The sequence below is a fragment of the Streptomyces sp. NPDC086147 genome (assembly GCF_040702165.1).
In the GTDB taxonomy this organism is placed as follows: Bacteria; Actinomycetota; Actinomycetes; order Streptomycetales; family Streptomycetaceae; genus Streptomyces.
Genome location: NZ_JBFBJO010000002.1, coordinates 427,058 through 451,935, shown reverse-complemented (window position 1 = coordinate 451,935; position 24,878 = coordinate 427,058). Strand labels below are relative to the sequence as shown.

General features: G+C 73.7%; 18 protein-coding genes. 9 read left to right on the top strand and 9 right to left on the bottom strand.

Annotation, left to right across the window (positions count from 1 at the left end):
• Nucleotides 1–134: 134 nt before the first annotated feature.
• The 4 genes from AB0398_RS06815 (at nucleotide 135) to AB0398_RS06800 (ending at nucleotide 5,205) form a co-directional block, all read left to right on the top strand.
• Entirely contained in the window at nucleotides 135–1,538 is a 1,404-nt protein-coding gene (locus AB0398_RS06815; protein WP_366372784.1) for an MFS transporter, read from the top strand.
• The gene (locus AB0398_RS06810; RefSeq protein WP_366372783.1) at nucleotides 1,528–2,997 is read left to right on the top strand and encodes an aminotransferase class V-fold PLP-dependent enzyme; all 1,470 of its coding nucleotides are present in this window, start codon (nucleotides 1,528–1,530) and stop codon (nucleotides 2,995–2,997) included. Before AB0398_RS06815 ends, AB0398_RS06810 begins: the two co-directional genes overlap by 11 nt.
• Before the next feature lie 82 nt (nucleotides 2,998–3,079).
• Nucleotides 3,080–3,553, top strand: coding sequence for a hypothetical protein (locus AB0398_RS06805; RefSeq protein ID WP_366372782.1), 474 nt, complete (start codon nucleotides 3,080–3,082; stop codon nucleotides 3,551–3,553).
• Nucleotides 3,554–3,696: 143 nt separating this feature from the next.
• A complete protein-coding gene (locus AB0398_RS06800) occupies nucleotides 3,697–5,205 on the top strand; it encodes an MFS transporter (RefSeq protein WP_366373015.1) in 1,509 nt (502 codons plus the stop codon).
• Nucleotides 5,206–5,391: 186 nt separating this feature from the next.
• Here AB0398_RS06800 and AB0398_RS06795 read toward each other — a convergent pair whose 3' ends face one another.
• The 6 genes from AB0398_RS06795 to AB0398_RS06770 form a co-directional block, all read right to left on the bottom strand.
• Nucleotides 5,392–6,477, bottom strand: a complete 1,086-nt coding sequence (locus AB0398_RS06795; protein WP_366372781.1) for an aldose epimerase family protein — start codon at nucleotides 6,475–6,477, stop codon at nucleotides 5,392–5,394.
• A gap of 140 nt (nucleotides 6,478–6,617) precedes the next feature.
• Nucleotides 6,618–7,667: a LacI family DNA-binding transcriptional regulator gene (locus tag AB0398_RS06790; protein WP_366372780.1), complete on the bottom strand. Its 1,050-nt coding sequence runs from the start codon at nucleotides 7,665–7,667 to the stop codon at nucleotides 6,618–6,620.
• A gap of 72 nt (nucleotides 7,668–7,739) precedes the next feature.
• Nucleotides 7,740–8,771, bottom strand: coding sequence for an ABC transporter permease (locus AB0398_RS06785; protein WP_366372779.1), 1,032 nt, complete (start codon nucleotides 8,769–8,771; stop codon nucleotides 7,740–7,742).
• Complete coding sequence (locus AB0398_RS06780) at nucleotides 8,768–9,742, bottom strand: ABC transporter permease (RefSeq protein ID WP_366372778.1); 975 nt, start codon at nucleotides 9,740–9,742, stop codon at nucleotides 8,768–8,770. Before AB0398_RS06780 ends, AB0398_RS06785 begins: the two co-directional genes overlap by 4 nt.
• Entirely contained in the window at nucleotides 9,739–11,403 is a 1,665-nt protein-coding gene (locus tag AB0398_RS06775; protein WP_366372777.1) for a sugar ABC transporter ATP-binding protein, read from the bottom strand. The genes AB0398_RS06780 and AB0398_RS06775 overlap by 4 nt, the downstream gene beginning before the upstream one ends.
• A gap of 228 nt (nucleotides 11,404–11,631) precedes the next feature.
• A complete protein-coding gene (locus tag AB0398_RS06770; protein WP_366372776.1) occupies nucleotides 11,632–12,732 on the bottom strand; it encodes an ABC transporter substrate-binding protein in 1,101 nt (366 codons plus the stop codon).
• 590 nt (nucleotides 12,733–13,322) lie between these two features.
• Between AB0398_RS06770 and AB0398_RS06765 the strand changes: the two genes are divergently transcribed.
• Nucleotides 13,323–16,631, top strand: a complete 3,309-nt coding sequence (locus tag AB0398_RS06765; protein WP_366372775.1) for a LamG-like jellyroll fold domain-containing protein — start codon at nucleotides 13,323–13,325, stop codon at nucleotides 16,629–16,631.
• Between the two features lie 74 nt (nucleotides 16,632–16,705).
• Here AB0398_RS06765 and AB0398_RS06760 read toward each other — a convergent pair whose 3' ends face one another.
• On the bottom strand, nucleotides 16,706–19,534 hold the full coding sequence (locus AB0398_RS06760) for an AbfB domain-containing protein (protein WP_366372774.1): 2,829 nt from the start codon (nucleotides 19,532–19,534) through the stop codon (nucleotides 16,706–16,708).
• A gap of 368 nt (nucleotides 19,535–19,902) precedes the next feature.
• Here AB0398_RS06760 and AB0398_RS06755 point away from each other — a divergent pair, with 368 nt between their 5' ends.
• The 3 genes from AB0398_RS06755 (at nucleotide 19,903) to AB0398_RS06745 (ending at nucleotide 22,154) form a co-directional block, all read left to right on the top strand.
• The gene (locus AB0398_RS06755; protein ID WP_366372773.1) at nucleotides 19,903–20,973 is read left to right on the top strand and encodes a glycoside hydrolase family 43 protein; all 1,071 of its coding nucleotides are present in this window, start codon (nucleotides 19,903–19,905) and stop codon (nucleotides 20,971–20,973) included.
• Nucleotides 20,974–21,072: 99 nt separating this feature from the next.
• Nucleotides 21,073–21,789, top strand: coding sequence for an SDR family NAD(P)-dependent oxidoreductase (locus tag AB0398_RS06750; RefSeq protein WP_366372772.1), 717 nt, complete (start codon nucleotides 21,073–21,075; stop codon nucleotides 21,787–21,789).
• Nucleotides 21,786–22,154, top strand: a complete 369-nt coding sequence (locus tag AB0398_RS06745; RefSeq protein ID WP_366372771.1) for a UBP-type zinc finger domain-containing protein — start codon at nucleotides 21,786–21,788, stop codon at nucleotides 22,152–22,154. Before AB0398_RS06750 ends, AB0398_RS06745 begins: the two co-directional genes overlap by 4 nt.
• Before the next feature lie 34 nt (nucleotides 22,155–22,188).
• On the opposite strand, the gene AB0398_RS06740 is transcribed toward AB0398_RS06745, so the two are convergent.
• The gene (locus AB0398_RS06740; RefSeq protein WP_366373014.1) at nucleotides 22,189–22,713 is read right to left on the bottom strand and encodes a class F sortase; all 525 of its coding nucleotides are present in this window, start codon (nucleotides 22,711–22,713) and stop codon (nucleotides 22,189–22,191) included.
• 122 nt (nucleotides 22,714–22,835) lie between these two features.
• Nucleotides 22,836–23,342: a sortase gene (locus AB0398_RS06735; RefSeq protein ID WP_366372770.1), complete on the bottom strand. Its 507-nt coding sequence runs from the start codon at nucleotides 23,340–23,342 to the stop codon at nucleotides 22,836–22,838.
• A 422-nt stretch (nucleotides 23,343–23,764) separates the two neighbouring features.
• On the opposite strand from AB0398_RS06735, the gene AB0398_RS06730 reads away from it, so the two are divergent.
• Nucleotides 23,765–24,841 (top strand): right-handed parallel beta-helix repeat-containing protein, encoded by a 1,077-nt coding sequence (locus AB0398_RS06730; protein ID WP_366372769.1) that lies wholly within the window; start codon nucleotides 23,765–23,767, stop codon nucleotides 24,839–24,841.
• Nucleotides 24,842–24,878: the final 37 nt, after the last annotated feature.

Genomic DNA, 24,878 nt, shown 5'->3' with positions numbered 1-24,878 from the left:
TGCAACGAGTTGCATAGCAAGGTCGTCCGGGGCCGGTGAGACGCGGCTCACCTCCGGATCCGCCCCTCGGAGTTCACACCCCCGTCATACGCGGCCCTTGCCGCCCGCTCGAACGGTCGTTCATGATCTGCGCCATGCCAGCAGACGTCCGCGCCGCTTCCGGGCCGGTCCCGCCCCTGCCGCGCCGGGTGCGCGTCGGGTACGGGCTCGGCTCCCTGTGCACCGGCACCTTCGCCACCGTGCCCGGCCTGATCCTCCTGTACTACCTGACCGACGTCCTGGCCGTGCCCGCCGCCGTCGCCGGCGTCGCGGTGTTCCTGCCCAAGGCGTGGGACGTCCTCGTCAATCCGGTCGTCGGCGCCCTCTCCGACCGCAGCCGGCTGCGCGGCGGGCCACGCCGGCCGTTCCTGCTCCTCGGGGCGTGCACGCTCCCGCCGCTCTTCGCGCTGGTCTTCGCCGCGCCGCCGCTGCGGGGAGCGGCCGCCGCCGGGTACGTGGCCGTCCTGTTCCTGCTCGCGGCCACCGCGTACGCCGTCTTCCAGGTGCCGTACGTGACGATGCCCGCCGAGATGACGGAGGACCCCGCAGAGCGCGGCCGGGTCCTCGGCTGGCGCGTCGGGTTCCTGGGCGTCGCGATCCTGCTGTCCGGCGCGCTGGCCCCGGCGATCGCCCATGCCGACGGCGACGGCCCGGCGGGCTACCGGGTGATGGGGGTCGCCGTCGCCGGGCTGCTCGCGATGGGGATGTTCGGGGCCTGGTTCACCACCCGGTGGGCGCCGGTGGCTGCCCGCGGCGAGGCCGAGCCGTCGCTGCGGGCGCAGCTCGCCGCCGCCCGCTCGAACCGTCCGTTCCTCTTCCTCGCGGGCATGTGGACCCTCCAGGCCCTGGCCGTCGGCGTGATGCTCGCCGGGGTGCAGTACTTCGCCACGTACACCCTGGGCTCGCCCACCGCCGTCACCCCGCTCTTCGCCGGTCTGATCGGCCCGCTCGTCCTGGTCATGCCGCTGTGGACCCGGCTCGCGCGCCGCTCCGGCGCGAAGGCGGCGCAGTGGTGCGCCTCCCTGCTCTTCGTCGCCGGGGCGCTCCTCCTCTCCCTCACCCCGGTGACCGGACCGGCCGTCGGGTACGGCGCGGTCGCCGTCGTCGGCGTCGCCTACGCGGGGCTCCAGCTCCTCCCGCTGACCATGCTCGCGGACACCCTGGCCGCCGACGCGGTCCGCACCGGCCGGCAGCGCGCGGCGACCTTCACCGGTCTGTGGACCGCCGCCGAGACGCTGGCCTTCGCCCTGGGCGCGGGGGTGTTCGCGCTCGTCCTGGCCGCGACCGGGTTCCGCTCCTCCGACGCGGAGCACCGGGCGGCCCAGCCGGAGGCGGCGCTCACCGGCATCTCCCTCGGCACGAGCCTGCTGCCCGCCGTCCTGGCCGCCGCGAGTTTGTGGCTGCTGCACCGCTACCGCGAGGCCCCCTCCGCGGCCGTACCCGCCGTACCCGAACAGGCTGCCCCGCAGCAGGAAGTGAAGGCCCGCCGTGCCGACTGATCCCGTGGTCCCCGCCCGTACCGCCGCCGAGGTCCTCGCCGAGCTGCGCGGCCTGCGGGAGGCCGACGCGCCCACCCGGGGCGGCCGGACCTTCGCCTACGTCTACGACGCCGGGGTCGAGGGCCTCGACGAGCTGGCGGCCGCCGCGTACACGTCCTTCGCCACGGTCAACGGCCTCGACCCGACCGTCTTCCCGAGCGTGGCCCGCCTGGAGAACGACGTGGTGGGGGCGGTCGCCGCGCTGCTCGGCGCGCCCGGCGCCCGGGGCACCTTCACCAGCGGCGGCACGGAGAGCATCCTGCTCGCGGTGAAGACGGCCCGCGACCACGCGCGCGCGGAGCGCGGGGTGACGGCCCCTCAGCTCGTGCTGCCGTCCACCGCGCACGCCGCGTTCCACAAGGCCGCGCACTACCTGGGCCTGGAGGCGGTCGTCGTCCCCGTCGACCCGGACACCTTCCGCGCCGACGCCCGCGCGATCGACGCGGCGGTCACCGACCGCACCGTCCTGGTGGTCGCCTCGGCCCCCTCGTACGCGCACGGGGTGGTCGACCCGGTGGCGGAGATCGCGGCGGCGGCGGCCGGGCGGGGCGTGCTCTGCCACGTCGACGCCTGCATCGGCGGCTGGCTCCTGCCCCACCTGCGGCGCGCCGGGCGGAAGGTGGAGCCCTTCGACCTGTCGGTGCCCGGGGTCACCTCGCTCTCCGTCGACCTGCACAAGTACGGGTACGCCGACAAGGGCGCCTCCGTCGTCCTGTACCGGGACGCCGGGCTGCGGCGCCACCAGTACTTCGCGCACGCCGGCTGGCCCGGCTATCCGGTGGTCAACCCCACGGTCCAGGGCACCAAGTCCGGCGGTCTGCTCGCCCAGGCGTGGGCGGTCCTGCGGTACGTCGGCGAGGACGGCTACACGGCTCTGGCCGGGCGGGTCGCCGAGGCCTCGGACCGGCTCCTGGCCGGGCTGCGGGCGATCCCGGGGGTACGGGTCCTCGGCGACCCGGCCGCCGGGCTCGTCTCCTTCACCGTCCTGGACGGCGGGGGCGGGCCGGACCTGAGCCTGCTGCTGCACCTGGCCGACGAGATGCGGGGCCTCGGCTGGTACCTCCAGCCCCAGCTCTCCTTCGACGGCCTGCCGCCCAATCTGCACCTGACGCTGACCCCGGCCACCGCCGGCCGGGTGGACGCCCTGGTCGAGGACCTCGGGACCGCGCTCGTCGCCGCCCGCGCGCTGCCTCCCCTGACGGCCGATCCGGCGCTCGTCGGCTTCGCCGCGCGGCTCGACCCGGCGGCGCTCGGCCCGGACGAGATCGCCGCCGTCCTGGCCTTCGCGGGGCTCGACAGCGACGGGGGCCTGCCCGCCCGGACGGCACCGGTGCTCGTCCTGCTCGACGCGATGCCGGGGCCGCTGAAGGAGCGGCTGCTCGCGGAGTTCGTCGGGTCGGTCTTCCACAACGGGAGCTGAACCGGGCCCCGTTCTCCCCCGCTGCCCACCCTCGGCCGAAAACCCGTGGGCACGGGGAGGGACGGGCCGTACCGTTCTGCCGGTGGAGATCACCTTCAGGAAGCTTCCGGACGACCGGCACGAGATCGTGGTGCGCGACCGCGAGGGGCCGGACGTGCGACTGCCGCCCCGGCCGACCGGCCAGACCCTGCCGCACGACCTGGTGCACGCGGTCGTCGAGACCGCCCTCGGGATCGACGACGGGTTCTGGGGCGCGACGGCGCGCGGCGCGACCTTCGAGGGGTTCGAACGGGTCGAGCCGGGGCGGCACCGCCGCTCGGGCCTGAAGGTGCTGCGCCGCGGCGGTGACGCCGTGATGGCCGCCGAGCTGTCCGTGAACTGGGCCTACCGCGCCTGGCGGGGCCTGCCCACGGAGGGCAGGGGCGTGGGCCGTCCGCTCCTCTCCCCGGAACGGCTCGCCCTGACCACCGCCCCGCTCGACGCGGCGGCGGCCCGCTGGCACGACGTCCCGGAGGGCGGCGCGCTGGTGTGGCGCTGGGGGACGGACGGGCGGTAGCCCCGCCCCGGGCCTCCCGCCGGGCTCCACGTGCACACCCGGTGGTCCGGGGCGACCATCGAGGTATGGCTGGTAACCCGACGGCCACGCGGGCAGGCTCCGCCGCCTCGCGTGCGCCCCGCCAGAAGCTGGCGCTCGCGGCCATGCTCTTCGCGGTGTCGATGACCTTCATCGACCAGACGATCGTCTCGATCGCCGCCCCGAACATCACGGCCGAGCTGGGCCTCTCCGCCTCCGGGATGCAGTGGGTCGTCAACGCCTATCTGCTCTCCCTCGCCGCGTTCTTCGCGCTCGGCGGACGGCTCTCCGACATCTTCGGGCACCGCCGGATCATGCTGACCGGCACGCTGCTCTTCGTCGTCTCGTCGGCGCTCTGCGGCGCCGTGCCCTCCGGGGACTTCGCGCTGACCTGGCTGATCGTCTTCCGCGCCACGCAGGGCCTGGGGGCCGCGCTGATGTTCCCGGCGGCGCTCGCCGTGGTCATCGCGGTCTTCCCGGTGGAGCGGCGCGGCCGGGCGCTCGCCCTGTTCTTCGGGCTCTCCGGCGCCCTGACCGCCATCGGCCCGCTGCTCGGCGGCTGGCTGACCGCCTGGACCTGGCGGGCGATCTTCTGGGTGAACGTGCCGGTCGCCGTCGTCGCGATCGTGCTCACCGTGCTCGCCCGGGTCACCGAGAGCCGCCGCCGCGAACGCCTGGACGTCGTCGGCGCCGTCCTGGTCGCCGTCGGCATGGGGCTCGGCGTGCTGGGCTTCCAGCAGGCCTCGTCCTGGGGCTGGAGCTCCGTCACGACCTGGGCCTGCATCGTCGGCGGCATGGTGGTCCTGGTGCTGTTCTACGGCTACGAGCGGCGCACCGCGCAGCCGCTGATCGACTTCGACGTCTTCCGGGACCGGGCCTTCACCATCGACAGCCTCGTGCTGTTCTTCGCGATGCTCGCCTTCGTGCCGGTCTTCTTCTTCGCGTCGGTGTACGCCCAGGTGTCGCTGAGCGCCTCGCCGAACCAGGCCGCGCTGTTCCTGCTGTACTTCTTCATCGGCTTCGGCATCGCCTCCCAGTGGGGCGGCAAGATCCTCGACAAGCGGGGCGCCCGCCCGGCCATGAAGATCGGCTGCGCGCTCGGCGCGGTCGGCTTCTACCTGTGGGCCCAGAAGCTGACCGACCTGTCGATGCACGACCAGTGGCCGTACGCGGCCATGGCGGGCGCCGGCATCGGGTTCCTCCTCGCCCCCGCCTCCACCGACGCCGTCAACCGCTCCATCGGGGCCTCGTACGGCGAGGTCACCGGCATCACCCAGACCGTCCGCAACTACGCGGCGGCCATCGGCATGGCCGTCTTCAGCACCGTCCTCGCGCACGTCTCCGCGAACCGGATCACCGACACGCTCACCGAGCGCGGTCTGCCGCCGGCCGAGGCGGAGGCGACGGCCGGGAGGGTCGCGGAGGCGGTCACCGGCCATCCGGACGGCCGGGCGCCCACCGGGGACGGGCCCGTCGCCAAGGCGCTCCAGGGCGCGGGCGACGCGATCCGGATGGACTTCGCCGAGGCGAACCAGTGGGTCTTCTACGGCATGGCGATCGCGCTGGCCGTGGCCTTCCTCTTCGCCCTGGCGCACCCGGGGACGCGGGTCACCGGGAAGCCGCCGGAGGAGTGAGGCCCCGGGCCTAGGGCGTGTGTCGAAAGTGGCGTCGTCTGCCCGAAGGGCAGGCCCGGCGGTGTCCGGTGCGTGCGATCGCAAGGCGGAGGGTCGCCCCGATACTGGTTGTATCGGGGCGATCCGACAACGCGGCGAGCGTGCGTGCCGGACACCGCCGGGCAGGCGGGACTTTCGACACACGCCCTAGCGGGCCGCTCCGGGGAAGCGGAACTCGGTGCGGCGCCGGCCGGTGGTCCCCGGCTCCAGCACCGCGCTGGGGTACGCGGGGCGGTTGGGGGCGTCGGGGAAGTGCTGGGGCTCCAGGCACACCGCGCCGTGGCGGGGCAGCGGGCGGCCCTCGGGGTCGGTGAGCGTGCCGTCGAGCTGGTTGGCGGTGTAGACCTGGAGCCCGGGGGCGGTCGTCCACACCTCCATCGCGCGCGTCCCGCCCGGGGCGGCGAGCCGCGCGGCCCGGCGCGGCACGGCGGACTCCCCCGCCTCCCCTCCGGACAGTGCCCAGCAGTGGTCGTAGCCGCCGGCGCGGCGGACCTGTTCGTCACCGTCGGCCAGGACGCCGTCGCCGAGGCGGCGCGGGGTGGTCAGGTCGAAGGGGGTCCCCGCGACGTCCGCGACCGGGCCGAGGGGGATGCCGTCGGGGTCGACGGGCAGGTATCCGGCGCCGTCCACCCCGAGGGTGTGGTCCAGGACGTCCCCGCCGTCCGCCGCCAGGTTGAAGTAGGCGTGGTGGCTGAGGTTGACGACCGTCGTGCGGTCCGTGGTGGCGGCGCAGTCCAGGGCGAGGGTGCCGGCGGCGTCCAGCGCGTACACGGCGGTGACGTCGAGCGCGCCGGGGAAGCCCATGTCGCCGTCGGGGCTGTGCAGGCTCAGCCGCAGCCCGGCCGTGTCGCCGTCGGTGAAGGGCTCCGCCCGCCACACCCGGGCGTCGAAGCCCTCGGGGCCGCCGTGCAGGGCGTGACCCCGGTCGTTGACGGGGATCTCGTGGGCGGCGCCGTCGAGCGTGAAGCGGCCGTGGGCGATGCGGTTGGCGTAGCGGCCGATCAGCGCCCCGAGGTACGGGCTCTTCTCCGCGTACCGGTCGAGCGTGGGCAGCGACAGGACGACGTTCGCGGTGCGGCCGGTGGCGTCGGGGACGCCGAGGGCGTGCAGGACGCCTCCGTAGGTGAGGATCTCCGCGTGCACGCCGGAGGGGGATGCGAGGTGCCAGAGCGTGACGTCCTCTCCTTCCGGGGTGGTGCCGAACGGCCGGTGACGGACGGTGGGTCGGGGCATGGGGAGTCCTCGGGACGGGTGGGTGGCGGGGGTCTTGCTCTGTTCGAGGGTGCGGGCGTGAGGCGGAGCGGGGGCGAGGGGACGGGGCCGGTGGGGGCGATGGGGCCGGTGGGCCGGTGGGGCGTACTCCGCCCCGGCGGTCAGTCCGCGTCCCCTCCCCCGGGGGCCGGTGCGACCGTGTGGGCGCCGCCGGTGGATTCGCGGACCGCGAGCCGGTAGCCGGGCCTGATGCGGCGGGGCTCGGTGACGGTGCCGCCCGCGAGGCGTTCGACGAGCCGGTCGACGGCGTGCCGGGCGATGGCCTGCTTGTCCGGGCGGACGGTGGTGAGGCCGATCGCGCCGTAGCGGCTCTCCTCGATGTCGTCGAAGCCGACCACGGCGATGTCCTCGGGGACGCGCAGGCCGCGTTCGGCGAGGGTGCGCATCGCGCCGAGGGCGATCAGGTCGTTGTACGCGAAGACGGCGTCCGGGCGGGCGCCCCGTCCGAGGAGCTCCGCCATGGCCGCGGCGCCGTCGCCGCGCCCGTAGCCGTCGGTGGCGACGACCAGGGTCTCGTCGGGCTCGACGCCCGCGGCGGTGAGCTCCTCGCGCCAGCCGCGCAGGCGCAGGTGGGCGGGCTGGCGCTCGCGGCCGGTGCGGGAGCCGAGGAAGGCGATCCGCCGCCGGCCGAGGTCGAGGAGGTGCCGGACCGCGCTGCGGGCGGCGGCCACGTTGTCGATGGCGATCTGGTCGTACGGCGCCTCGTACTCCCGCTCGCCGAGGAGCACGAGCGGCGAGGTCTCCTGCCGGGCGAGCAGGTCGTCGTTCTCCAGGTGGATGGGGCTCAGGATCAGGCCGTCGATGACGTGGGAGCGGAACTCCTGGCAGACCAGGAGCTCCCGCTCGCGCAGTCCGGCGGTGTGGTCGACGAGCACGGTGTAGTCGTGCTGGGCGGCGGCGTCGATGACGGCGCCCGCCAGCTCGGCGAAGTACGGATTGCCGAGCTCGGGCACGGCGAAGGCGATGATGCCGGTGCGGCCCTTGCGCAGGTGCCGGGCGGTGAGGTTCGGACGGTAGCCGAGCTCGTCGATGGCCCGCTGCACCTTGGCGCGCATCTGCGGGGTGACGTGGGGATAGTTGTTCACCACGTTGGACACGGTCTTGATCGACACGCCGGCCCGCTGCGCGACGTCCTTGAGGCTGACGCCCACGGAACTCCTCTGGTTCGGCTCTGACCGGGCGGACCGGTGGTCCGGATGGTCCGGGTGGGGTTGGCTCCGGCGTCAGAGCGTTCTTCTGCTCCGTGAAACGTACCGCTGCGCCACGACGACCAGGATCAGGAAGCCTCCGCTGACCACCGACTGGTACGAGGAGTTCAGCGAGCCGATCTGGTTGATGAGGTTCTGGATGACGGCGAGCAGCAGGACGCCCCACAGGGTGCCGCCGACCGAGCCGGCGCCGCCGACCAGGAGCGTGCCGCCGATGACGACGGCGGCGATGGCGTCGAGCTCCATGCCGGTGCCGATGATGGTGACGCCGGAGGAGAGCCGGGCCGCGTTGAGGGCCCCGGCGAAGCCCGCGAGCAGACCGCTGAGCACGTACACCGTCACCTTGGCGCGGGCGACCGGCAGTCCCATGAGGGTGGCCGCGTCGCCGCTGCCGCCGACGGCGAACAGGGTCTGTCCGAAGGAGGTGCGCTGGAGGAGGACGCCGCCCGCGCCGAACAGGGCGAGCGCGACGAGGATCGGGTAGCCGAAGCCGAGGAAGCTGCCCTGGCCGAGTTCGGCGAACGCCGAGCCCTTGGGCACCAGATGGGTGGTGGCGCCCTCGTCGGTGAGGGCGAGCAGCAGTCCGCGCGCGCCGAGCAGGGAGGCGAGGGTCACGATGAAGGGCGCCATGCCGGCGCGGGCGATGAGCAGGCCGTTGAGCAGGCCGATCGCGCCGCAGACCACGAGCGGGACGAGGAGCGCCGGCAGCAGGCCCCACTGCGAGGCCCAGGCGGCGAGGACGCCGCCGAGGGCGAAGACGGAGCCGACGGACAGGTCGATGCCGCCGGTGATGATCACCAGGGTCATGCCGAGGGCCACGATCGCGAGGAACGAGGCCTGGACGAGGACGCCGCGGGCGTTGTCGAGGGTGGGGAAGGTGGGGTACGCGAAGGAGGCGATCAGCACGACGAGGAGCAGGACGGCCAGCACGCCCTGGCGCTGGACCAGGGAGAGGAGCCGCTCCGGGCCGGAGGCCCCGGCGGCCGTGCGGTCGGTCTTCGCCGCGGCGCCCGTCCCCGGCGCGGTGAGGGAGGAGGTGGGGTTCATCGGGATCGGCGCTCCCGTGCGACGTAGACGGCGGCGATGATGATGGCCGCCTGGGCGATCTGGGCGGTGGAGTCGGGCAGGTCGTGCTTGACGAGGGTGGCGCGCAGCAGCTGCATGAGCAGGGCGCCCGCGACGGTGCCGAGGACGCGGACGGAGCCGCCGCTGAGCGGGGTTCCGCCGACCACGACGGCGGTGATGGCGGAGAGTTCCATCAGGGTGCCGAGCGAGGACGGGTCGCTCGCGGTGAGCCGGGCGGTGGCGAGGACGCCGGCGAGGGCGGCGAGCACACCGCACAGGACGTAGACCCCGGTCAGGACGCGCTTCACGGGCAGGCCGGCCAGGGTGGCGGCGGCGCGGTTGCCGCCGATGGCGACGACCTGGCGGCCGAAGGTGGTCCGGTGGACGAGGAAGGCGACGGCGAGCGCGAGGGCTCCGGCGACGACCACGACCAGGGGGACGCCGAGGAGGCTGCCGGTGCCGAGGGCGAGCAGGTCGGGGTTGACGATCTGCTTGAGCTGTCCGTCGGCCATCACGAGCGCGAGGCCGCGTCCGCCGACGAACAGGGCGAGGGTCGCGACGATGGGTTGCAGCCCCACCACGGAGACCAGGGTGCCGTTGACCGCGCCGACGAGGGCGCCCGCGAGGAGGGCGACGAGCAGGGCGGGCACGAGTCCGTAGCCGAGGTAGAGCGGCAGCAGCGCCGTGGCCAGGGCCATGGCGGAGCCCACGGACAGGTCGACGCCCTCGGTGCCGATCACCAGGGCCATGCCGAGGGCCACGATGACGATCGGGGCGACCTGGACGAGCTGGGTGCGGAGGTTGTCGGCGGTGAGGAAGTGGTCGGTGAACAGGGCGTTGAACAGCAGGAGCGCGGCCACGGCGGCGTACACGCCGTACTCCTGGAACCACGCGGCGGCGTTCGGCCGGGTCCCGGCGGCGCGGGCCGGCGCCGCGGTGGCCTGGGTGGTCATCGGGGGTCCTCCTCGGCGGCCGGGGCGCCCGGTGCGGTGGGTTCGGGGTTCTCGGTGGTCTTCGCGAGCGGTACGGGGCCGGGCCCGGGCCCGGCTTCTCCGGCGGGTGGCGCGTGGTCGGCGAGGGCCGCGAGCAGGGCCTCCTCCGACACGTTCTCGCCGACCAGTTCGCCGGCCGCGGCGCCGTTCCTGAGGACGACGATCCGGTCGGCGCCCTCGACGAGCTCCTCGATGTCGGAGGAGATCAGGAGGACGGCGAGGCCCTCCCGCGCGAGTTCGTCGACGAGGGCCTGGACCTCGGCCTTGGCCCCGACGTCGATGCCCCGGGTGGGTTCGTCGAGCAGCAGGACCTTCGGTTCGAGGCAGAGCCAGCGGGCCAGGAGGACCTTCTGCTGGTTGCCGCCGGAGAGTTCGCCGACCTTCTGCTCGGGGCTGGACGCCTTGATCCGCAGCCGCTTCATGAAGACGTCGACCACCCGGTCCTGCCGCTCGCGCGAGACGATGCCGGCGCGGGAGAGCCGGGGCAGGGCGGCGAGCACGATGTTCTCGCGGACGGACAGGCCGGGGACGATGCCCTCGGCCTTGCGGTCCTCGGGGAGCAGGCTGATCCCGGCGCGGATCGCGCTCGCGGAGGAGAGCCGGCCGAGCGGTGTGCCGCCGACGCTCACCCCGCCCGCGTCCAGGGGCAGGGCTCCGGCCAGGGCCTTGGCGGTCTCGCTGCGGCCGGAGCCGAGCAGGCCGCCGAGGCCGAGCACCTCGCCGGGGCGGAGGTCGAGGGAGACGCCGTCCAGCTGGTGGCGGCGGGTCAGGCCGGTGGCGGTCAGGACGGGTTCGCGGGTGATGTCGTGGCCCTCGGCGCCGAAGCTCGTCACGCCGTGCCGGCGCACCTCGGAGATCTCGCGGCCCAGCATCATGGAGACGAGCCGCACGCGGTCGAGTTCGGCGAGCGGGCCGGTGTGGATGTGCCGGCCGTCGCGCAGGACGGTGACCCGGTCGCAGATCCGGTAGAGCTCGTCCATGCGGTGGCTGACGTACACCACGGCGATGTCGCGCCGGCGCAGGTCGTCGATGACGCGGAAGAGGGTCTCGACCTCGCGCGGTTCCAGGGAGGAGGTGGGCTCGTCCATGACGACGACGTGGGCCTCGACGGAGACCGCCCGGGCGAGGGCGACCATCTGCTGGGTGCCGATGCCCAGGGTGTTCAGCGGCCTGCGGGGGTCGACGGCGACGCCGAAGCCGCCGAGGAGTTCCGCGGCCTCGGCGTGCATCCGGCCGAAGTCGATGAGGCCGAGGCGGTTCTTGGGCTCGCGGCCGAGGAAGATGTTCCGGGCCACGCTCATCAGCGGGACCAGGTTCACCTCCTGGTAGATGGTGGAGATGCCGGCCTCCTGCGCCTCGGAGGGGCGGGCGAACCGCACCGGCCGTCCCGACAGGAGCAGTTCGCCGCCGTCCGGGCGGTGGACGCCGGTGAGCACCTTGATGAGGGTGGACTTGCCGGCGCCGTTCTCGCCGACGAGGGCGTGGGTCTCGCCGGCGCGGAGGGTGAACGAGACGTCGTCGAGGGCGACCACGCCGGGGAAGCGCTTCCCGACGCCGTGGGCCTCCAGCACCGTCGGCGCGGTGCCGCTCGCCGCGGACGCCGGCGTTACGGGGGGTGCCATGAACGTGGCCTTCCGAAGAGGGGTGATGAAGGGGATGGGGTCGGGGCCGCCCCGTCGCCGCGCGACGGTGAGCGAGACCGCCGCGGCGGGGAGGCGGGGCGGCCCCGCGGCCGGGCGGAGGCCCGGGCCGGTGGGCGTACGGACCGGGCCGCGGTTCCCGCCGGAACCACGGCACCGGCCCGTACGGATCGGGGGGCGGTGCGGAGGACGGCCCGTACCGGCCGTGGGTCAGTACGCTCCGCCGAGGGATTCCTTGGCGTTGGCCGGGTCGTAGGAGCGGTCCGAGATGATGACGTCCTCGGGGATGCCCTCGTCGGCGTAGAACTTCTGCGCGGTGGCGAAGGCCAGCGGGCCGAAGCGCGGGTTGGACTCGATGACGGCGTTCAACTCGCCGTTGGCCAGGGCCTGGACGGCGTTGCGGGTGCCGTCGATGGACACGATCTTCACGTCCTTGCCGGGGGCCTTGCCCGCCGCCTTGAGGGCGGTGACGGCACCGAGGGCCATCTCGTCGTTCTCGGCGTAGACCGCCGTGATGTCGGGCTTCGACTGGATGAGCTGCTCCATGACCTGCTGGCCCTTGTCGCGGGCGAACTCGCCGGTCTGCTGGGCGACGATCTCCAGGCCGGGGGCCGTGGCCTTCACCTGGTCGACGAAGCCCTTGGTGCGGTCGGTGGTGACGCTGTTGCCGGAGGAGCCGAGCAGGATCGCGACCTTGCCCTTGCCGCCGGTCGCCTTCACCATCGCGTCAGCGGCCCGCTTGCCCTGCTCGACGAAGTCCGAGCCGAGGAAGGCCAGGTAGTCCTTGCAGGCGATGGCGTTGATCTTGCGGTCGATGGTGAGGATGGGGACCTTCTTGGCGGCGGCGGCCTGGAGGGCGGGCTCCAGGCCGGCGGAGTTGAGCGGGGCGACGATGAGGAACTGGGCGCCCTGGGCGAGCATGTCCTGGATGTCGCTGATCTGCTTGGAGAGCTGGGACTGCGCGTTGGTGGTGAGGAGCTTCTTGACGCCGACCTTGGCGGCCTCGTCCTTGATGGACTGCGTCTCGGCGATGCGGAAGGGGTTGGCCTCCTTCTCCGACTGGGAGAAGCCGACGATCGCGTTCTTGAGGTCGAGCTTCGGCGCGCCGTAGGAGGTGAGGGTGCAGCCCTCTCCGGCGGCGGACGCGGTCGGCGTCTGGACCGTCTGGGCGCCCTGGCCGCTGTCGCCGCCCGCGTTGTCCGCGGTCTCCGACTTGGCGCAGCCGGAAAGGGCGAGCGCGGCGGAGGCGACGACGGCGCAGGCAACGGAGAGGGTGCGGGTTCTCTTCGGAAGGGTCGGCGAAAGGGTCATCGGGAGGACACTCCTTGGCGGGGGACAGCACCGCCGAGTGGCGTGCGGTCGCGCGGGGCGGGAAGAGGAGCCGGTCTGCCGCGATGGGCCGGCGGACCGTTGGTGCACAGCCTCGATCCACCCGGATCAAGGCTCTGAGCTGGGAGGACAAAGGCTCGGAGCAGCCGTTCGTCAGGTCGGCGGCTTCGGCTTTACAACGTTATAACCGCGTCCCGGCGAGCACGGCAAGGGGCCGGGACGACGTTTCCGGAATGCGTCCCCGCGGCGAAGCGGCCGTAACGGTCCCCGGGGTGACGGACCGTCGGCGCGGCCCCCGCACGAGGTCTGGACAGCCTCCGCACCGCGTGCTGTCATTCCGCTGCACACGATTTTCCAACGTTGGAATGACGGCCGTCCGCTCCCGCCGGCGTCCCCCGTGCCGGGGCGCGGACCGGCCGTACGCCGTCGTCCCCGGCCCGTCGGCGCGAGCGCGCGGCGACCGGCCGGACCACCCGTGCCCCGAGACGGACGCGCGGCACCACCGGAGTGCCTCCGGTGTCACGCCTCCCTGGGGCCCGGCTCCGATTCCCCTCTCCACGAGGAAAGACTCGATGACACGACGAAACACCCGCCCCCGAACCGGAATGGGGGCGCTGCTCACCGCGGCGGCCCTGGTGCTGTCCGTCGGCGCCCCGGTCTCCACCGCCTCGGCCGCGCAGCCGGCCGGGGCCGCCACCGCGTCCGCCTCCTCCCCCGCCGCCCCGGCCGCCCCCTCCCCGTCCGCCCGTGACGCCGCCGTCGAAGTCCACGGTCTGAAGGGCGAGTACTTCAGCATGTCGGCGCCCGGCGCCCGGGACTTCGCCGAGCTCGGCGGCACGTCCCTAGACCCGCGGATCGACTTCTCCGGCCTGACCGGCACGTTCCAGTCGCTCACCGGCCGGACCGAGCACACCACCGCCCGCTGGACCGGCCGGATCGAGGCCCCGGTCACCGGCGACTACACCTTCCACGGCATCGGGGACAACGGCTTCCGGCTCTTCGTCGACGGCGAGCCGGTCATCGACCACTGGGTGCCCGACTGGGACCGGGAGCAGACCGGCGCGCCCGTCCACCTGAAGGCCGGCGAGAAGCACGACTTCCGCCTGGAGATGTTCCAGGACGTCGGCGGCGCGAACATGTTCCTGCGCTGGTCGACGCCGACGCTGCCCAAGCAGCTCGTCCCGGAGTCCGCGTTCACCCCGCCCGCCGGCTTCGAGGTCTATCCGGTGGAGCCGACCGTCCCGGCGGACGGACGCCAGGTGCGGCTGCGGTTCGACCACCGGGTCGGCGGCCTGGAGAAGGTGGCGGACCACCTCACCGTCGAGGCCGACACCACCCCGATGCCGGTCAAGAGGGTCCGGGTGGCCCCGGGCGACCGCAACAGCGTCCTCGTCGACCTCGCGGAGCCGATCCAGAAGGGCCAGCGCGTACGGGTCGACTACGACGGTCTCGGCGGGCTGAGGAACGGCGCCGAGACCGTGCCCCGGATCCTGCGCTGGGCGGCCAACGCCTCCACCCACCGGCTCACCACCGAGTGGGGCGACCGGCTGGACGAGAGGAACCCGCTGCCGGAGTACCCGCGCCCCCAGCAGGTGCGCGGCAAGTGGAAGAACCTCAACGGCCCCTGGCAGTTCGCCGGGGCCGGGGCGGGCGAGACGCCGGTCTTCGGCAAGGACCTGGACGAGCGGATCACCGTCCCGTTCCCGGTCGAGTCGCAGCTCTCCGGCATCGAGCGGCACGAGGACCACATGTTCTACCGGCGCCTCGTGGACGTGCCGAAGGAATGGAAGGTCGGAAAGACCGGCAAGGGCGACCGGCTGATGCTCAACTTCGGCGCCGTCGACTACCGGGCCCGCGTCTGGGTCAACGGCAGGCAGGTCGCCGAACACACCGGCGGCTACAACGCCTTCGGCGCCGACGTCACCGACGCCCTCAAGGCCGAGGGCCCGCAGGAGATCGTCGTCGCGGTCACCGACACCGGCGGCCCGAACCAGCCCACGGGCAAGCAGTCCACCAACCCGGGCGGCATCTTCTACACCCAGTCCTCGGGCATCTGGCAGACGGTGTGGATGGAGCCCGTCGCCCCCGTCTCCATCGACGACGTCGTCACGACCCCGGACATCGACACCGGCACCCTGGCCGTGAAGGTCGAGTCGGCCCGCGCCTCGGCCGGCGCGCGCGTGGAGGCCGTGGCCCGCGACACCCGCGGCCGGGTGGTCGGCCGGACCACCGGCCCCGCCGGTGCGGAGCTGCGCCTGCCGGTGGCGAACCAGCGCCTGTGGAGCCCGGACAACCCGTACCTCTACGACCTTGAGGTGCGGCTGACGGACGGCAGGTCGTCCGACCGGATCGACAGCTACTTCGGCATGCGGAAGATCGCGGTCGAGAAGGTCGGCGGCTTCCCGAAGCTGGTCCTCAACGGCAAGCCGGTCTTCTCCCTCGCCACCCTCGACCAGGGCTTCTGGCCGGACGGCCTCCACACCCAGCCCAGCGACAAGGCGCTCGCGTTCGACCTGGAGGCCCACAAGAAGCTCGGCTTCAACGCCGTGCGCAAGCACATCAAGGTGGAGTCGCCGCGCTGGTTCTACCACGCGGACCGGCTCGGGCTCCTGGTCTGGCAGGACTTCGTCTCCGGCAACCTCACCGACGACACCGGCCACCGGGCCTTCGTCGACCAGGGCCGCGAGATGATGCGCCAGCACCACGACTCCCCGTCCGTCATCGGCTGGATCGTCTTCAACGAGGGCTGGGGCGAGTGGAACCGGGAGGAGACCGGGCGGATCGCCGAGGCGGTCAAGGCGGCCGATCCGTCCCGGATCGTCAACGCCCACAGCGGGGTCAACTGCTGCAACTCCAAGGGCGACTCCGGCAAGGGCGACGTCCTCGACCACCACGACTACAACAACACCGACGCCCCCTACCCGGACCACCGGATCGCGATGGACGGCGAGCACGGCGGCTTCACCCTGCGCACCCCCGGCCACATGTGGCCCGGCGCCCCGACCGTGATCTACAGCGGCGTCGCCGACAAGGAGGCGCTGACCCGGACGTACGTGGAGAACACCGAGAAGTTCTACCTGGAGGCCGCGGGCGCCGAGCTGTCCGGCTCCGTCTACACCCAGATCTCCGACCTGGAGAACGAGCTCAACGGCCTCTACACGTACGACCGCCGGGAGATCAAGGTCGACCCGGTGCGGGTCCGCGAGATCAACCGCAAGGTGATCGCGGCGGGCGCGGCCGCCGGGCAGCGCGCCCCGCTCGCGGGCGGCGGCTCCTGGTCCCTGGACGAGGGCGCGGGCACGACCGCGCGGGACTCCGGGCCGCAGAACCGGCCGCTCACCCTGAACGAGGGCACCGCGTGGGGCCCGGGCGTCGACGGCGGCGCGCTGAGGTTCGACGGGAAGGGTCACTTCGCCCAGACCGACGGGCCCGTGATCGACACCACCACGAGCTACACCGTGTCCGCGTGGGCCACGCTCGACGCCCTGCCGGGCAACTACGCGACCGTGGTCAGCCAGGACGGGCGGCGCCGGGAGAACCCCTTCTACCTCCAGTACGGGCAGGGCGCCTTCGCCTTCAGCACCCCGGGCGGCAACCGGGCCCGGTACGCGACGACGCCCGAGCTCGGCCGCTGGTACCACCTGGTGGGCGTGCGGGACGCCGCGAGGAACGAGATCCGGCTGTACGTGGACGGCTCGCTCGTGGCGACGGCGGCCTCCGGCCCGGCGGACGTGAGCACCGGCCCGCTCGCGGTCGGGCGGGCCAGGTGGGGCGGTGGGAACGTCGACTTCTGGAACGGCTCGGTCGACCGGGTGCAGGCCTTCGACAGGGCGCTCTCCTCCGAGGAGGTGACCGCGCTGCACACGGCCGGGAAGCCGTAGCCGGCACATGAAGGAGCGGGTCCTCCCGGGCGACAGCGCCCGGGAGGACCCGGTCCTCGTTCGACGAGGGTCCGTCAGGGCGCCCAGGGCGCCTCCAGGGTCCAGCCGCTGTCGGCCGTGAGCGTCTGCGGGCGGTCGAAGCCGCCGCTGCCGGCGCCCGAGGCGATGGACACCGCGGACTCGAAGTGGCGCAGGTACGCGCCGGGGACGTTCAGCGACTCGAAGGTGACGCCGGTCCCTCCGACGCCCGGCCGGGCGCAGAAGGTGGCGTCCTGCCGGAAGAGCGCGGAGCCGTCGTCGGCGGCGGTGCGCACCCGGCTGTCGGCGTGCCGCAGGAAGCGGCCCGGGTAGTTCACCGACTCGAAGGAGTAGCAGGACGAGTCGGCGAGGCCGCGCCGCACGGTGAACGTGGCGTCCTGCTTGAGCAGGGCGCCGCTGCCCGCGTTGACGATCTCGGTGAAGGCGAGGCTGTCGGCGTGGCGCAGGTAGCGGTCGGTGTGGCCCCAGGTGGTGACGCGCAGCGAGCGCCGCACGTCGGTGGGGAGGAGGACGGAGCTGCGCCACAGGGCGGGCTCCGCCGTGTTCCAGGTGGCGTCCGCCGCGAAGGAGGAGGCCGAGTCCCAGGGGTTGGCGCCGCCGCTGCGGGCCAGGTACACGGCGTCGGCGTAGTGCCGCAGGTACGCGCCGGGGAAGTTCAGCGACTCGTACGAGGTGCCGCCGGCCGCGAGTCCGGTGCGGGCGCACCAGGTGGCGTCGGCCGCGAACGACCCGCCCGTGCCGGCGTCGACGCGCACGCGGCTCGCGGAGTGGCGCAGGTAGCGGCCGGGGAGGTTGACCGACTCGAAGGAGTAGCAGCGCGGGTCGGCGAGTCCGGCGACCGTGCGGAAGGAGGCGTCCTGGCGGGCCCCGTCCGCGGAGGCGCCGGTCAGCACGTCGGTGCGGGCCAGGGAGTCGGCGTGCCGCAGGTAGCGGTCGGTGAAGCCGGGCGTGGTGACCCGGAAGGAGCGCACGTGGCCGAGGGTGTGGCCGGGTGTCGCGTTGAGGTTGCGGGAGGCCGCGATCAGGGAGCCGTGGGCGGCGCGCAGGGCGGCGGTGTCGACCTTCTGGACCCGCCGGTCGTAGGTGAGCAGGCCGTTGTACTCGCCCTCGACGTCGGTGATCTCGGTGTAGACGTAGGCGGAGACGCCCTTGGTGGTCATGAGCGCCTGCACGTCGCGGACCATGCCGGTGTACCGGTCGTTGAGCTGGGCGGCGCTGAAGACCTGCTCGTACGCGAAGAACTGCCCGTTGGGGCTGTACTCGTGGCCGGGCGTGCGCAGTCCGATGCCGCCGAACTCGCCGAGGACGGAGATCCGGGTGGCCGAGGGCCGGGGTGCGTCGGGGCCGGTGTAGACGTGCCAGTCCATGATGTCGCCGTTGCCCGGGTCGCCCTTGGAGACGCAGCAGTTGTAGCCGCTGTGGGAGTTCATCAGGCGGCCGGGGTCGTAGTTCTCCAGGTCGGTGGTGACCCGGCGGGTGTCGTCGAGGTTCCACTCGCCCCAGCCCTCGTTGAACGGGACGTAGGCGACGACGGCCGGGGAGAACCGGTGCTCGTCGACGATCTCGCGGGCCTCGGTCTCGAACTGGGCGATCTGCGCCGGGGTGCGGTTGGCGTCGAAGGCGGGTGTGGAGGGGATGTCCTGCCACACCAGGAGTCCGAGCCGGTCGGCGTGGTAGTACCAGCGGGCGGGCTCGACCTTGATGTGCTTGCGCACCATGTTGAAGCCCAGGTCCTTGTGCTTCTGCAGGTCGGAGGCGAGGGCGGCGTCGGTGGGCGCGGTGTAGAGGCCGTCGGGCCAGAAGCCCTGGTCGAGGGTGCCGATCTGGAAGACGAACTCGCCGTTCAGGGTGGGGCGCATGACCCCGTTGACGAGCTTCTTGCCGATCTCGCGCATGCCGAAGTAGCTGGTGACGGTGTCGACGGCGGCGCCGGAGGCGCCCAGGAGGGTGACCTTGAGGTCGTACAGGAAGGGGTCGTCGGGCGACCAGCGGCGGGCGTTCGGGACCGGTACGGAGAACTCGGTGAAGCCGCCGGTGGCGGTGCCGACCACCTGGGTGCCGTTCAGGGCCTCGGCGCGGACGGTGTGGCCGCTCACGTCGCCCCGGGTGAAGACCTTGACCCGCGCGGTGTTGGTGGCGAGGTCGGGCCTGATGTCGACGGAGTAGATCGACGAGACGGGGGTGGGCTCCAGCCAGACGGACTGCCAGATGCCGGAGGTGGGCGTGTAGAAGATGCCGCTCGGGTTGTTCACCTGCTTGCCGACCGGTTGCTTCTCGCCGCGTCCGTCGGTGGGGTCGTAGACGCGGACGACCAGCTCGTTGGAGCCGGCCCGGAGCTGCGGGGTGATGTCGACCTCGAAGCGGTCGTAGCCGCCCTTGTGGCCGGTGACGCGGGTGCCGTTGGCCCAGACGGTGGCCTCGTGGTCGACGGCTCCGAAGTGGAGCTGCACCCGGCGGCCCGACCAGTTCTGGGGGACGGTGAAGGAGCGCTTGTAGAACATCAGGTCGCGGTTGTCGTTGCGCATGATCCCGGAGAGGGCGGACTCCACCGGGTACGGGACGAGGATGCGCTCCGGCAGGGTCTGGCCGAGCGGCGGGGCCGCGTTGCGGTCGACGTTCCCCGCGCCGTCGGTGGGCGGGTTGAGGAACTCCCACTCGCCGTTCAGGGACTGCCAGTCGGGCCGCGTCATCTGGGGGCGCGGGTACTCGGGCAGGGGGTTGGTGGTGGACACCTGAGAGGTCCACGGGGTGGTCAGGGGCGGCGTCTTGGGGACGACGGCGGCGGAGGCTGCGGTGGTTCCGGTGAGGAGCAGGCCTCCGGCCATCGTCAACAGGGCCGCCAGGCAGGCGACGACGCGTCGCATCGGGTTCCTCCTGGGCAGGACGGCGCCCGGAGTCCTCGCACGTGCCGGGGCCGTCCGGCCCGTCGGCGTGCGGGATTCCGTGCGGAGTTGACGAGCGGCTCGAACGAGGGCCGTCCGGCGGAGCAAGGGCGGACGGGCCCGAGGGGCGGAGCGCCCCGGTCCTCGGCGGCGGACGAGGTGGGGAGGAACCTAACAGGAAACAGTTCTCAACGGAATCACCCAGGAACCGAAAGGAAACAAACAATTTCTTTCGCATCACTCCATGGTGCGAGCGCTCCCATATTGACATGCCCATCGCCAGCCGGGATGCTGCGGACGCTGGATTACATCGATGTAAACCGTGTCGGCCGGCCTCACCGGGAGCCACCATGCAGCGTGCACGACGCCCCTCCGGCGTACTCGTCCTGGCTCTGTCCCTGCTCCTCGCCCTGGTCACGGCCCTGCCCGGGGCCGCTCCCGCCGAGGCGGGGCAGACCTCGCTGCGGGCCGCCGATCCGAGCGTCCTGCGGGTCGGCGGCACCTACGTCGCGGTGCAGTCGACCGGCAACGGCATCGACGTGCGCCAGGCCTCGTCGACGGCCGGGCTCGCCACCGCGCCGGCCCGCCGGATCTGGACCGACGTCCGGAACCTCGGCGAGGTGTGGGCGCCGGAGATCGTCCGCGACGGCGGGCGCTACCACGTCTACTTCACGGCCGGCCGGGGCGCCGCCCACCGGATGTACGCGATCAGCTCCGCGAGCCCCGACAGCGGGTACACGGCGGAGACGAAGCTCGCCCTGCCCGACGACAAGTGGGCCATCGACGGCACCCTGTTCACCTTCGACGGACAGCGCTGGTTCGTCTGGTCCGGCTGGGCCGGGGACACCGATGTCGAGCAGAACCTCTACATCGCCCGGATGAGCAGCCCGACCACCCCGACCGGCGCGCGGTACGTCATCTCGCAGCCGCGCGAGCCCTGGGAGCGGGTCGTCGGCAACCCGTACATCAACGAGTCCCCCGAGGCGATCAAGGACCCGAACGGGCAGCTGCACGTCGTCTACTCCGCCAACGGGAGCTGGAGCGACCGGTACTGCCTGGCCGACCTGCGGCTGCGGGCCGGCGGCGACCCGACGTACGTGTGGGACTGGTACAAGTCGAACGGCTGCCTCTTCGGCTCCCACCGCGACGCCATGATGTCCGGCTGGGACCCGACGCTGCGCGTCGACGGCCCCGGCCACCACAGCTTCGTCCTGCTCGACGGCGACATCGCCACGAGCCCGCCGGCCGGTCCGACGTTCCCGCTGATGTTCCACGCGGTTCCGAAGGGGACGCCGTACTCCTGGGAGAACCGCTACTGGTACACCGGCGGCTTCTGCTGGTGGGGCGGCACCACGTACCGGCGGGCGAACGTCCCCGGCGCGCACACGGACACCGGCTGGAGCCTGAAGTTCTTCGAGTGACGGGCTCCCTGGGCATCGCCCCTCCCCCGCATCCGGAGTCCCCGCCCGCACCGAAGTACGGGTGGGGTCCACGAACCGGTCGGAGGGCGAGGAGGCGGCATGCGCATCGACGGGAAGCGCGTCCTGGTGGTGGGGGCCACCGGCACCGTCGGCGGACTCGCCGCGGAACGGCTGACGAGTCTGGGGGCGTCGGCGGCGCTGGCCGGCCGCGACCGGAAGCGGCTCGCCGGGGCGTCGGAGGCCCTGGGCGGGCGCCCGTACCACGCCTTCGAGGCCTACGACCTGGGCGCCTGCGAGGCGCTCGCCCCCTGGGCCGCCGAGGTCCTGGGCGGGCTCGACGCCGTCGTGGTCGCCCTGGGCGTGGCGGGCTTCGGAGTCGCCCGGGACCTGCCCGAGGCAGCCGCCGAGCACCTCGTGGCGGTGAACGCGCTGGCCCCCATGGCGATCGTCCGGGGGGCCCTGCGCGTGCTGCCGCCGGGCGGCGCCGTCTCCGTCGTCACGGGGGCGATCGTCGACCGCCCGATGTCCGGCACCGCCGACTACGCGGCGGCCAAGACCGCGCTCGCCGCGTGGCTCGGCGTCGCGGCCCGCGAGTCGCGGCGCACCGGGGTGGCCGTCCTGGACGTGCGCATGCCCCATCTGGACAACGGCTTCGCCGACCGCGCCGTGGTCGGCACCCCGCCGCCCCTGCCCGGGGGCGCCGCCGCGGCCGACGCGGTGGAGTCGTACCTCGTGGCCCCGCTCCTGGAACGCCTCGGGAGCGGCGGGCCCGCGCACGCGGGCCGGACGGGAGCGGCGGGAGGTGCGGGGCGGTGACCGGGGAGTTCTCCACCGGAGCCGGTCGCGGTGAGCCCGCCGTCCCGTCCCCGGCCTGGCGCGAGGCGCCCGACGGGGGCCTCACGGCGCCGCGCCGCTGCGCCCATCTGGCCGCCCCGGCGGGACCGGGTCAGGTCCCGGGCGCCGTGTGCGCGGCGTGCGCGGCGCGGGGCCGGACCTGGCGGCGGCTGCGGTGGTGCGCGACCTGCGGGCACGTGGGGTGCTGCGACAGCTCCCCCGGGGCGCACGCCCACGCCCACCACCTCGCGACCGGGCACCCGGTGGCGGTGTCCCTCGCCCCGGACGAGGACTGGGCCTGGTGCTTCGCGGACGAGCTGTTCCTGGTGCCGGTGGAGGCCTCCTGAGGGCTTTCCGCCCGGCAAGCGCGCCGGCGCGGGTTCAGGTCACTCCGGTCAGCGTGGCGTAGACGACCGTGTTGGCCCGGTAGCCGGTGTCGCCCGACCAGTCGCCGCCGCAGGTGATCAGCCGCAGCTCCGGACCGCCGGAGCCGCCGTAGACCTCTTCGTCGGGGAAGCGGTCCTTGGCGTACTCCTCCACCGCGTCGACCGTGAAGAGGGCCGTACTGCCGTCCGCGCGCTCGACCTCGATCCCGGCGCCCCGCGTCAGGGCGCCGAGCCGGTAGAAGACGGCGGGACCGGCGGGGGTGTCCAGATGGCCCGTCAGGACGGCCGTCCCCGCCGAGCCGGGCGGGGTCCCCCGCGCGTACCAGCCGGCGAGGGCCGGGAGGTTCGGCGGGGGCGGCTCCAGCTTTCCCGTCTCGTCCAGTTCGAGGCGCATCAGCCGGGCGTCGACCCCGATGAGCGGGATCCGGACCCGTACCGGATCGGACGCGGGGAGCGGCTCGGCGGTGGAACCGGGGCGGTCCGGGGCGTCCGCCCCGGCGGCCCGCGCCTCCCGGGGCAGGACCCGGGCGGCGGGCGGCGGGGCGTCGTGGCCGGCCGTCGCGTCGACGAGCAGCAGCGCCCCGGCGAGCGCGGCCCAGACCGGCAGCGGGACGCGCCGCGGGCGCGGGCCGCCGGACCGCGTCAGGCCCGGTTCCCCGCGCCCGCGGCGCGCCGGCGCATACCGAACGCTCCGGCCGCGACGGCCGCGCCCGCCAGGAGCCAGCCGAGGCCGGACTCGTTCCCCTCGCCCGCGGCCCCGCCGAAGCCGGCGTCGACGGCGCCGTTCGGGCGGCCGGAGACCCGGTACGTGGCGGTCATCTTCTTCCGGGGCGGGCACTTGAGCGTCACGGTGTCCGTACCGGAGGAGGCGTCCTTCGGCAGCCGGAACTCACCCGTCAGGACGCCCTTCCGGTCGCCCGGCAGGAGGTGGAACTTGCCGCCCGCCGCGGATTCGCCCTTGCCGTAGGTCTCCTTGCCGCAGGCGGTCGTGCTGACGGTGACGGTGTCGCCGGGGGAAGCCGTCCCCGGGGTGACGCGGACGTCCCCCGAAGCGGCGGCTTCGCCCTCGACGGCCAGGGCGATGGGGGCGGGCAGGACCAGGGCGCCGACGATCAGGAAGGCCGTGGCACCGGTACGGGCGAGACGCATGGTTTTCTCCTCGGACGGAGCGGTTCCCGCCCGGCTCTTCCGCGCGGCTCCTGTGCTGTGCTCCGAGCACGAGGGAAAGGCCCGCCGCCGGTCGTCGCAACGCGAGCGGCGCCCGGGGATGTCGCCCGGTCGGCCGCCCGGCCGCCGTCCGCGCCGCCGTCGTCGCAGGTCACGGCGGTGGGACCGGTGTACCGGAAACGCCCGTGTCCGAGGGGCGAACGGGTTAGGGCCCGTCCGGCCATGATCCGCAGGACGGGTCCCGGGGCGGGCGCCGGGGGTCCCGCCCGACGGGTGGGACGGGCCGCGGGTGCTGACGGCGCATCACGTGGCCTCCGCCCGGGCGGGGCGGCGTTCGGGGGACGGGCGGCCCGGCCGGGTGATCAGCGGTGGCGGGGCGGTGGGCCCGCTCATAGCTTCGCCGTATGACAAGACGACAGATCGCCCTCGTGGCATGCGCCGTGGCCGCCGTGACGACGGGTCTGGGCGCCGTCCCGCCCACCGCCCCCGAGGCCTCCGCCGCCTCCCGGACCGTGCACCGGGTGAAGCCCGGCGAATCGATCCAGAAGGCCGTGGACGCCGCGCGGCCGGGGGACAGCATCGTGCTCGCCCCCGGCACCTACCGCGAGAGCGTCACCATCACCACGCCGGACCTGACCCTGCGGGGCTCGACGGTCTTCCCGACCGTCCTCGTGCCCGGCAAGGCCGCCACCGGGGCGTGCGCCGGGGCCGGCCACGGCATCTGCGTGACCGGCACCGCCCAGCGCCCCGTCGAGAACGTGACCGTGCGCTCCCTGACGCTCAGGAACTTCACCCGGAACGGCCTGTGGGCCTCCCGCACCGACCGGCTGACGGTCCGGGGCGTGACCGCCGAGAAGAACGGCAACTGGGGCATCGCCCAGGAGCGCTCCGTCCGCTCCGTGCTCATCGGCAACACCGCCCGGGACAACGGCGACGCCGGCCTCTTCGTGTCCAACACCACCGACACGGAGGAGGGGGCCGTCGACGCCAGGGGCACGCTGATCAGCCACAACCGCCTGTCCGGCAACCGCATCGGCCTCACCGTGCGGCGGCTGCGGAACGTCACCGTCGACCGCAACGAGGCGACCGGCAACTGCGCCGCTGTCTTCGTCGTCGGCGACGAGTCCACCCCGCGCGCCGGGGCGATGCGCCTGCGCCGCAACCACATCCACGCCAACAACAAGTACTGCCCCAAGACCCCCCGCCTGCCCTTCCTCCAGGGCTCGGGGATCGTCCTCACCGGCGCCGAGGAAACGCTGGTGGCCGACAACAGGATCGAGGACAACAAGGGCGCCTCGCCGCTGTCGGGCGGCATCGTGCTCTTCAAGAGCTTCGTCGGCGCCCTCAACGAGCGCAACGAGATCCGCGACAACGTCGTGCTTCGCAACGGCACGGCCGACCTCGCCAACCGCGACACCGGCAAGGGCAACACCTTCCGCGGCAACACCTGCGAGGTCTCCGAGCCCGCGGGCATGTGCTGACCCCGCTCCTCCCCCCACTCCCCCACGGCACGACAGA

Coding starts and splice junctions, on each gene's coding strand:
- AB0398_RS06780 (WP_366372778.1), bottom strand. CDS start 9,742: ATGACCACCCAGGCCACCGCGGCGCCGGCCCGCGCCGCCGGGACCCGG.
- AB0398_RS06770 (WP_366372776.1), bottom strand. CDS start 12,732: ATGACCCTTTCGCCGACCCTTCCGAAGAGAACCCGCACCCTCTCCGTT.
- AB0398_RS06735 (WP_366372770.1), bottom strand. CDS start 23,342: ATGCGTCTCGCCCGTACCGGTGCCACGGCCTTCCTGATCGTCGGCGCC.
- AB0398_RS06765 (WP_366372775.1), top strand. CDS start 13,323: ATGACACGACGAAACACCCGCCCCCGAACCGGAATGGGGGCGCTGCTC.
- AB0398_RS06730 (WP_366372769.1), top strand. CDS start 23,765: ATGACAAGACGACAGATCGCCCTCGTGGCATGCGCCGTGGCCGCCGTG.
- AB0398_RS06815 (WP_366372784.1), top strand. CDS start 135: ATGCCAGCAGACGTCCGCGCCGCTTCCGGGCCGGTCCCGCCCCTGCCG.
- AB0398_RS06750 (WP_366372772.1), top strand. CDS start 21,073: ATGCGCATCGACGGGAAGCGCGTCCTGGTGGTGGGGGCCACCGGCACC.
- AB0398_RS06795 (WP_366372781.1), bottom strand. CDS start 6,477: ATGCCCCGACCCACCGTCCGTCACCGGCCGTTCGGCACCACCCCGGAA.
- AB0398_RS06760 (WP_366372774.1), bottom strand. CDS start 19,534: ATGCGACGCGTCGTCGCCTGCCTGGCGGCCCTGTTGACGATGGCCGGA.
- AB0398_RS06785 (WP_366372779.1), bottom strand. CDS start 8,771: ATGAACCCCACCTCCTCCCTCACCGCGCCGGGGACGGGCGCCGCGGCG.
- AB0398_RS06800 (WP_366373015.1), top strand. CDS start 3,697: ATGCTCTTCGCGGTGTCGATGACCTTCATCGACCAGACGATCGTCTCG.
- AB0398_RS06775 (WP_366372777.1), bottom strand. CDS start 11,403: ATGGCACCCCCCGTAACGCCGGCGTCCGCGGCGAGCGGCACCGCGCCG.
- AB0398_RS06755 (WP_366372773.1), top strand. CDS start 19,903: ATGCAGCGTGCACGACGCCCCTCCGGCGTACTCGTCCTGGCTCTGTCC.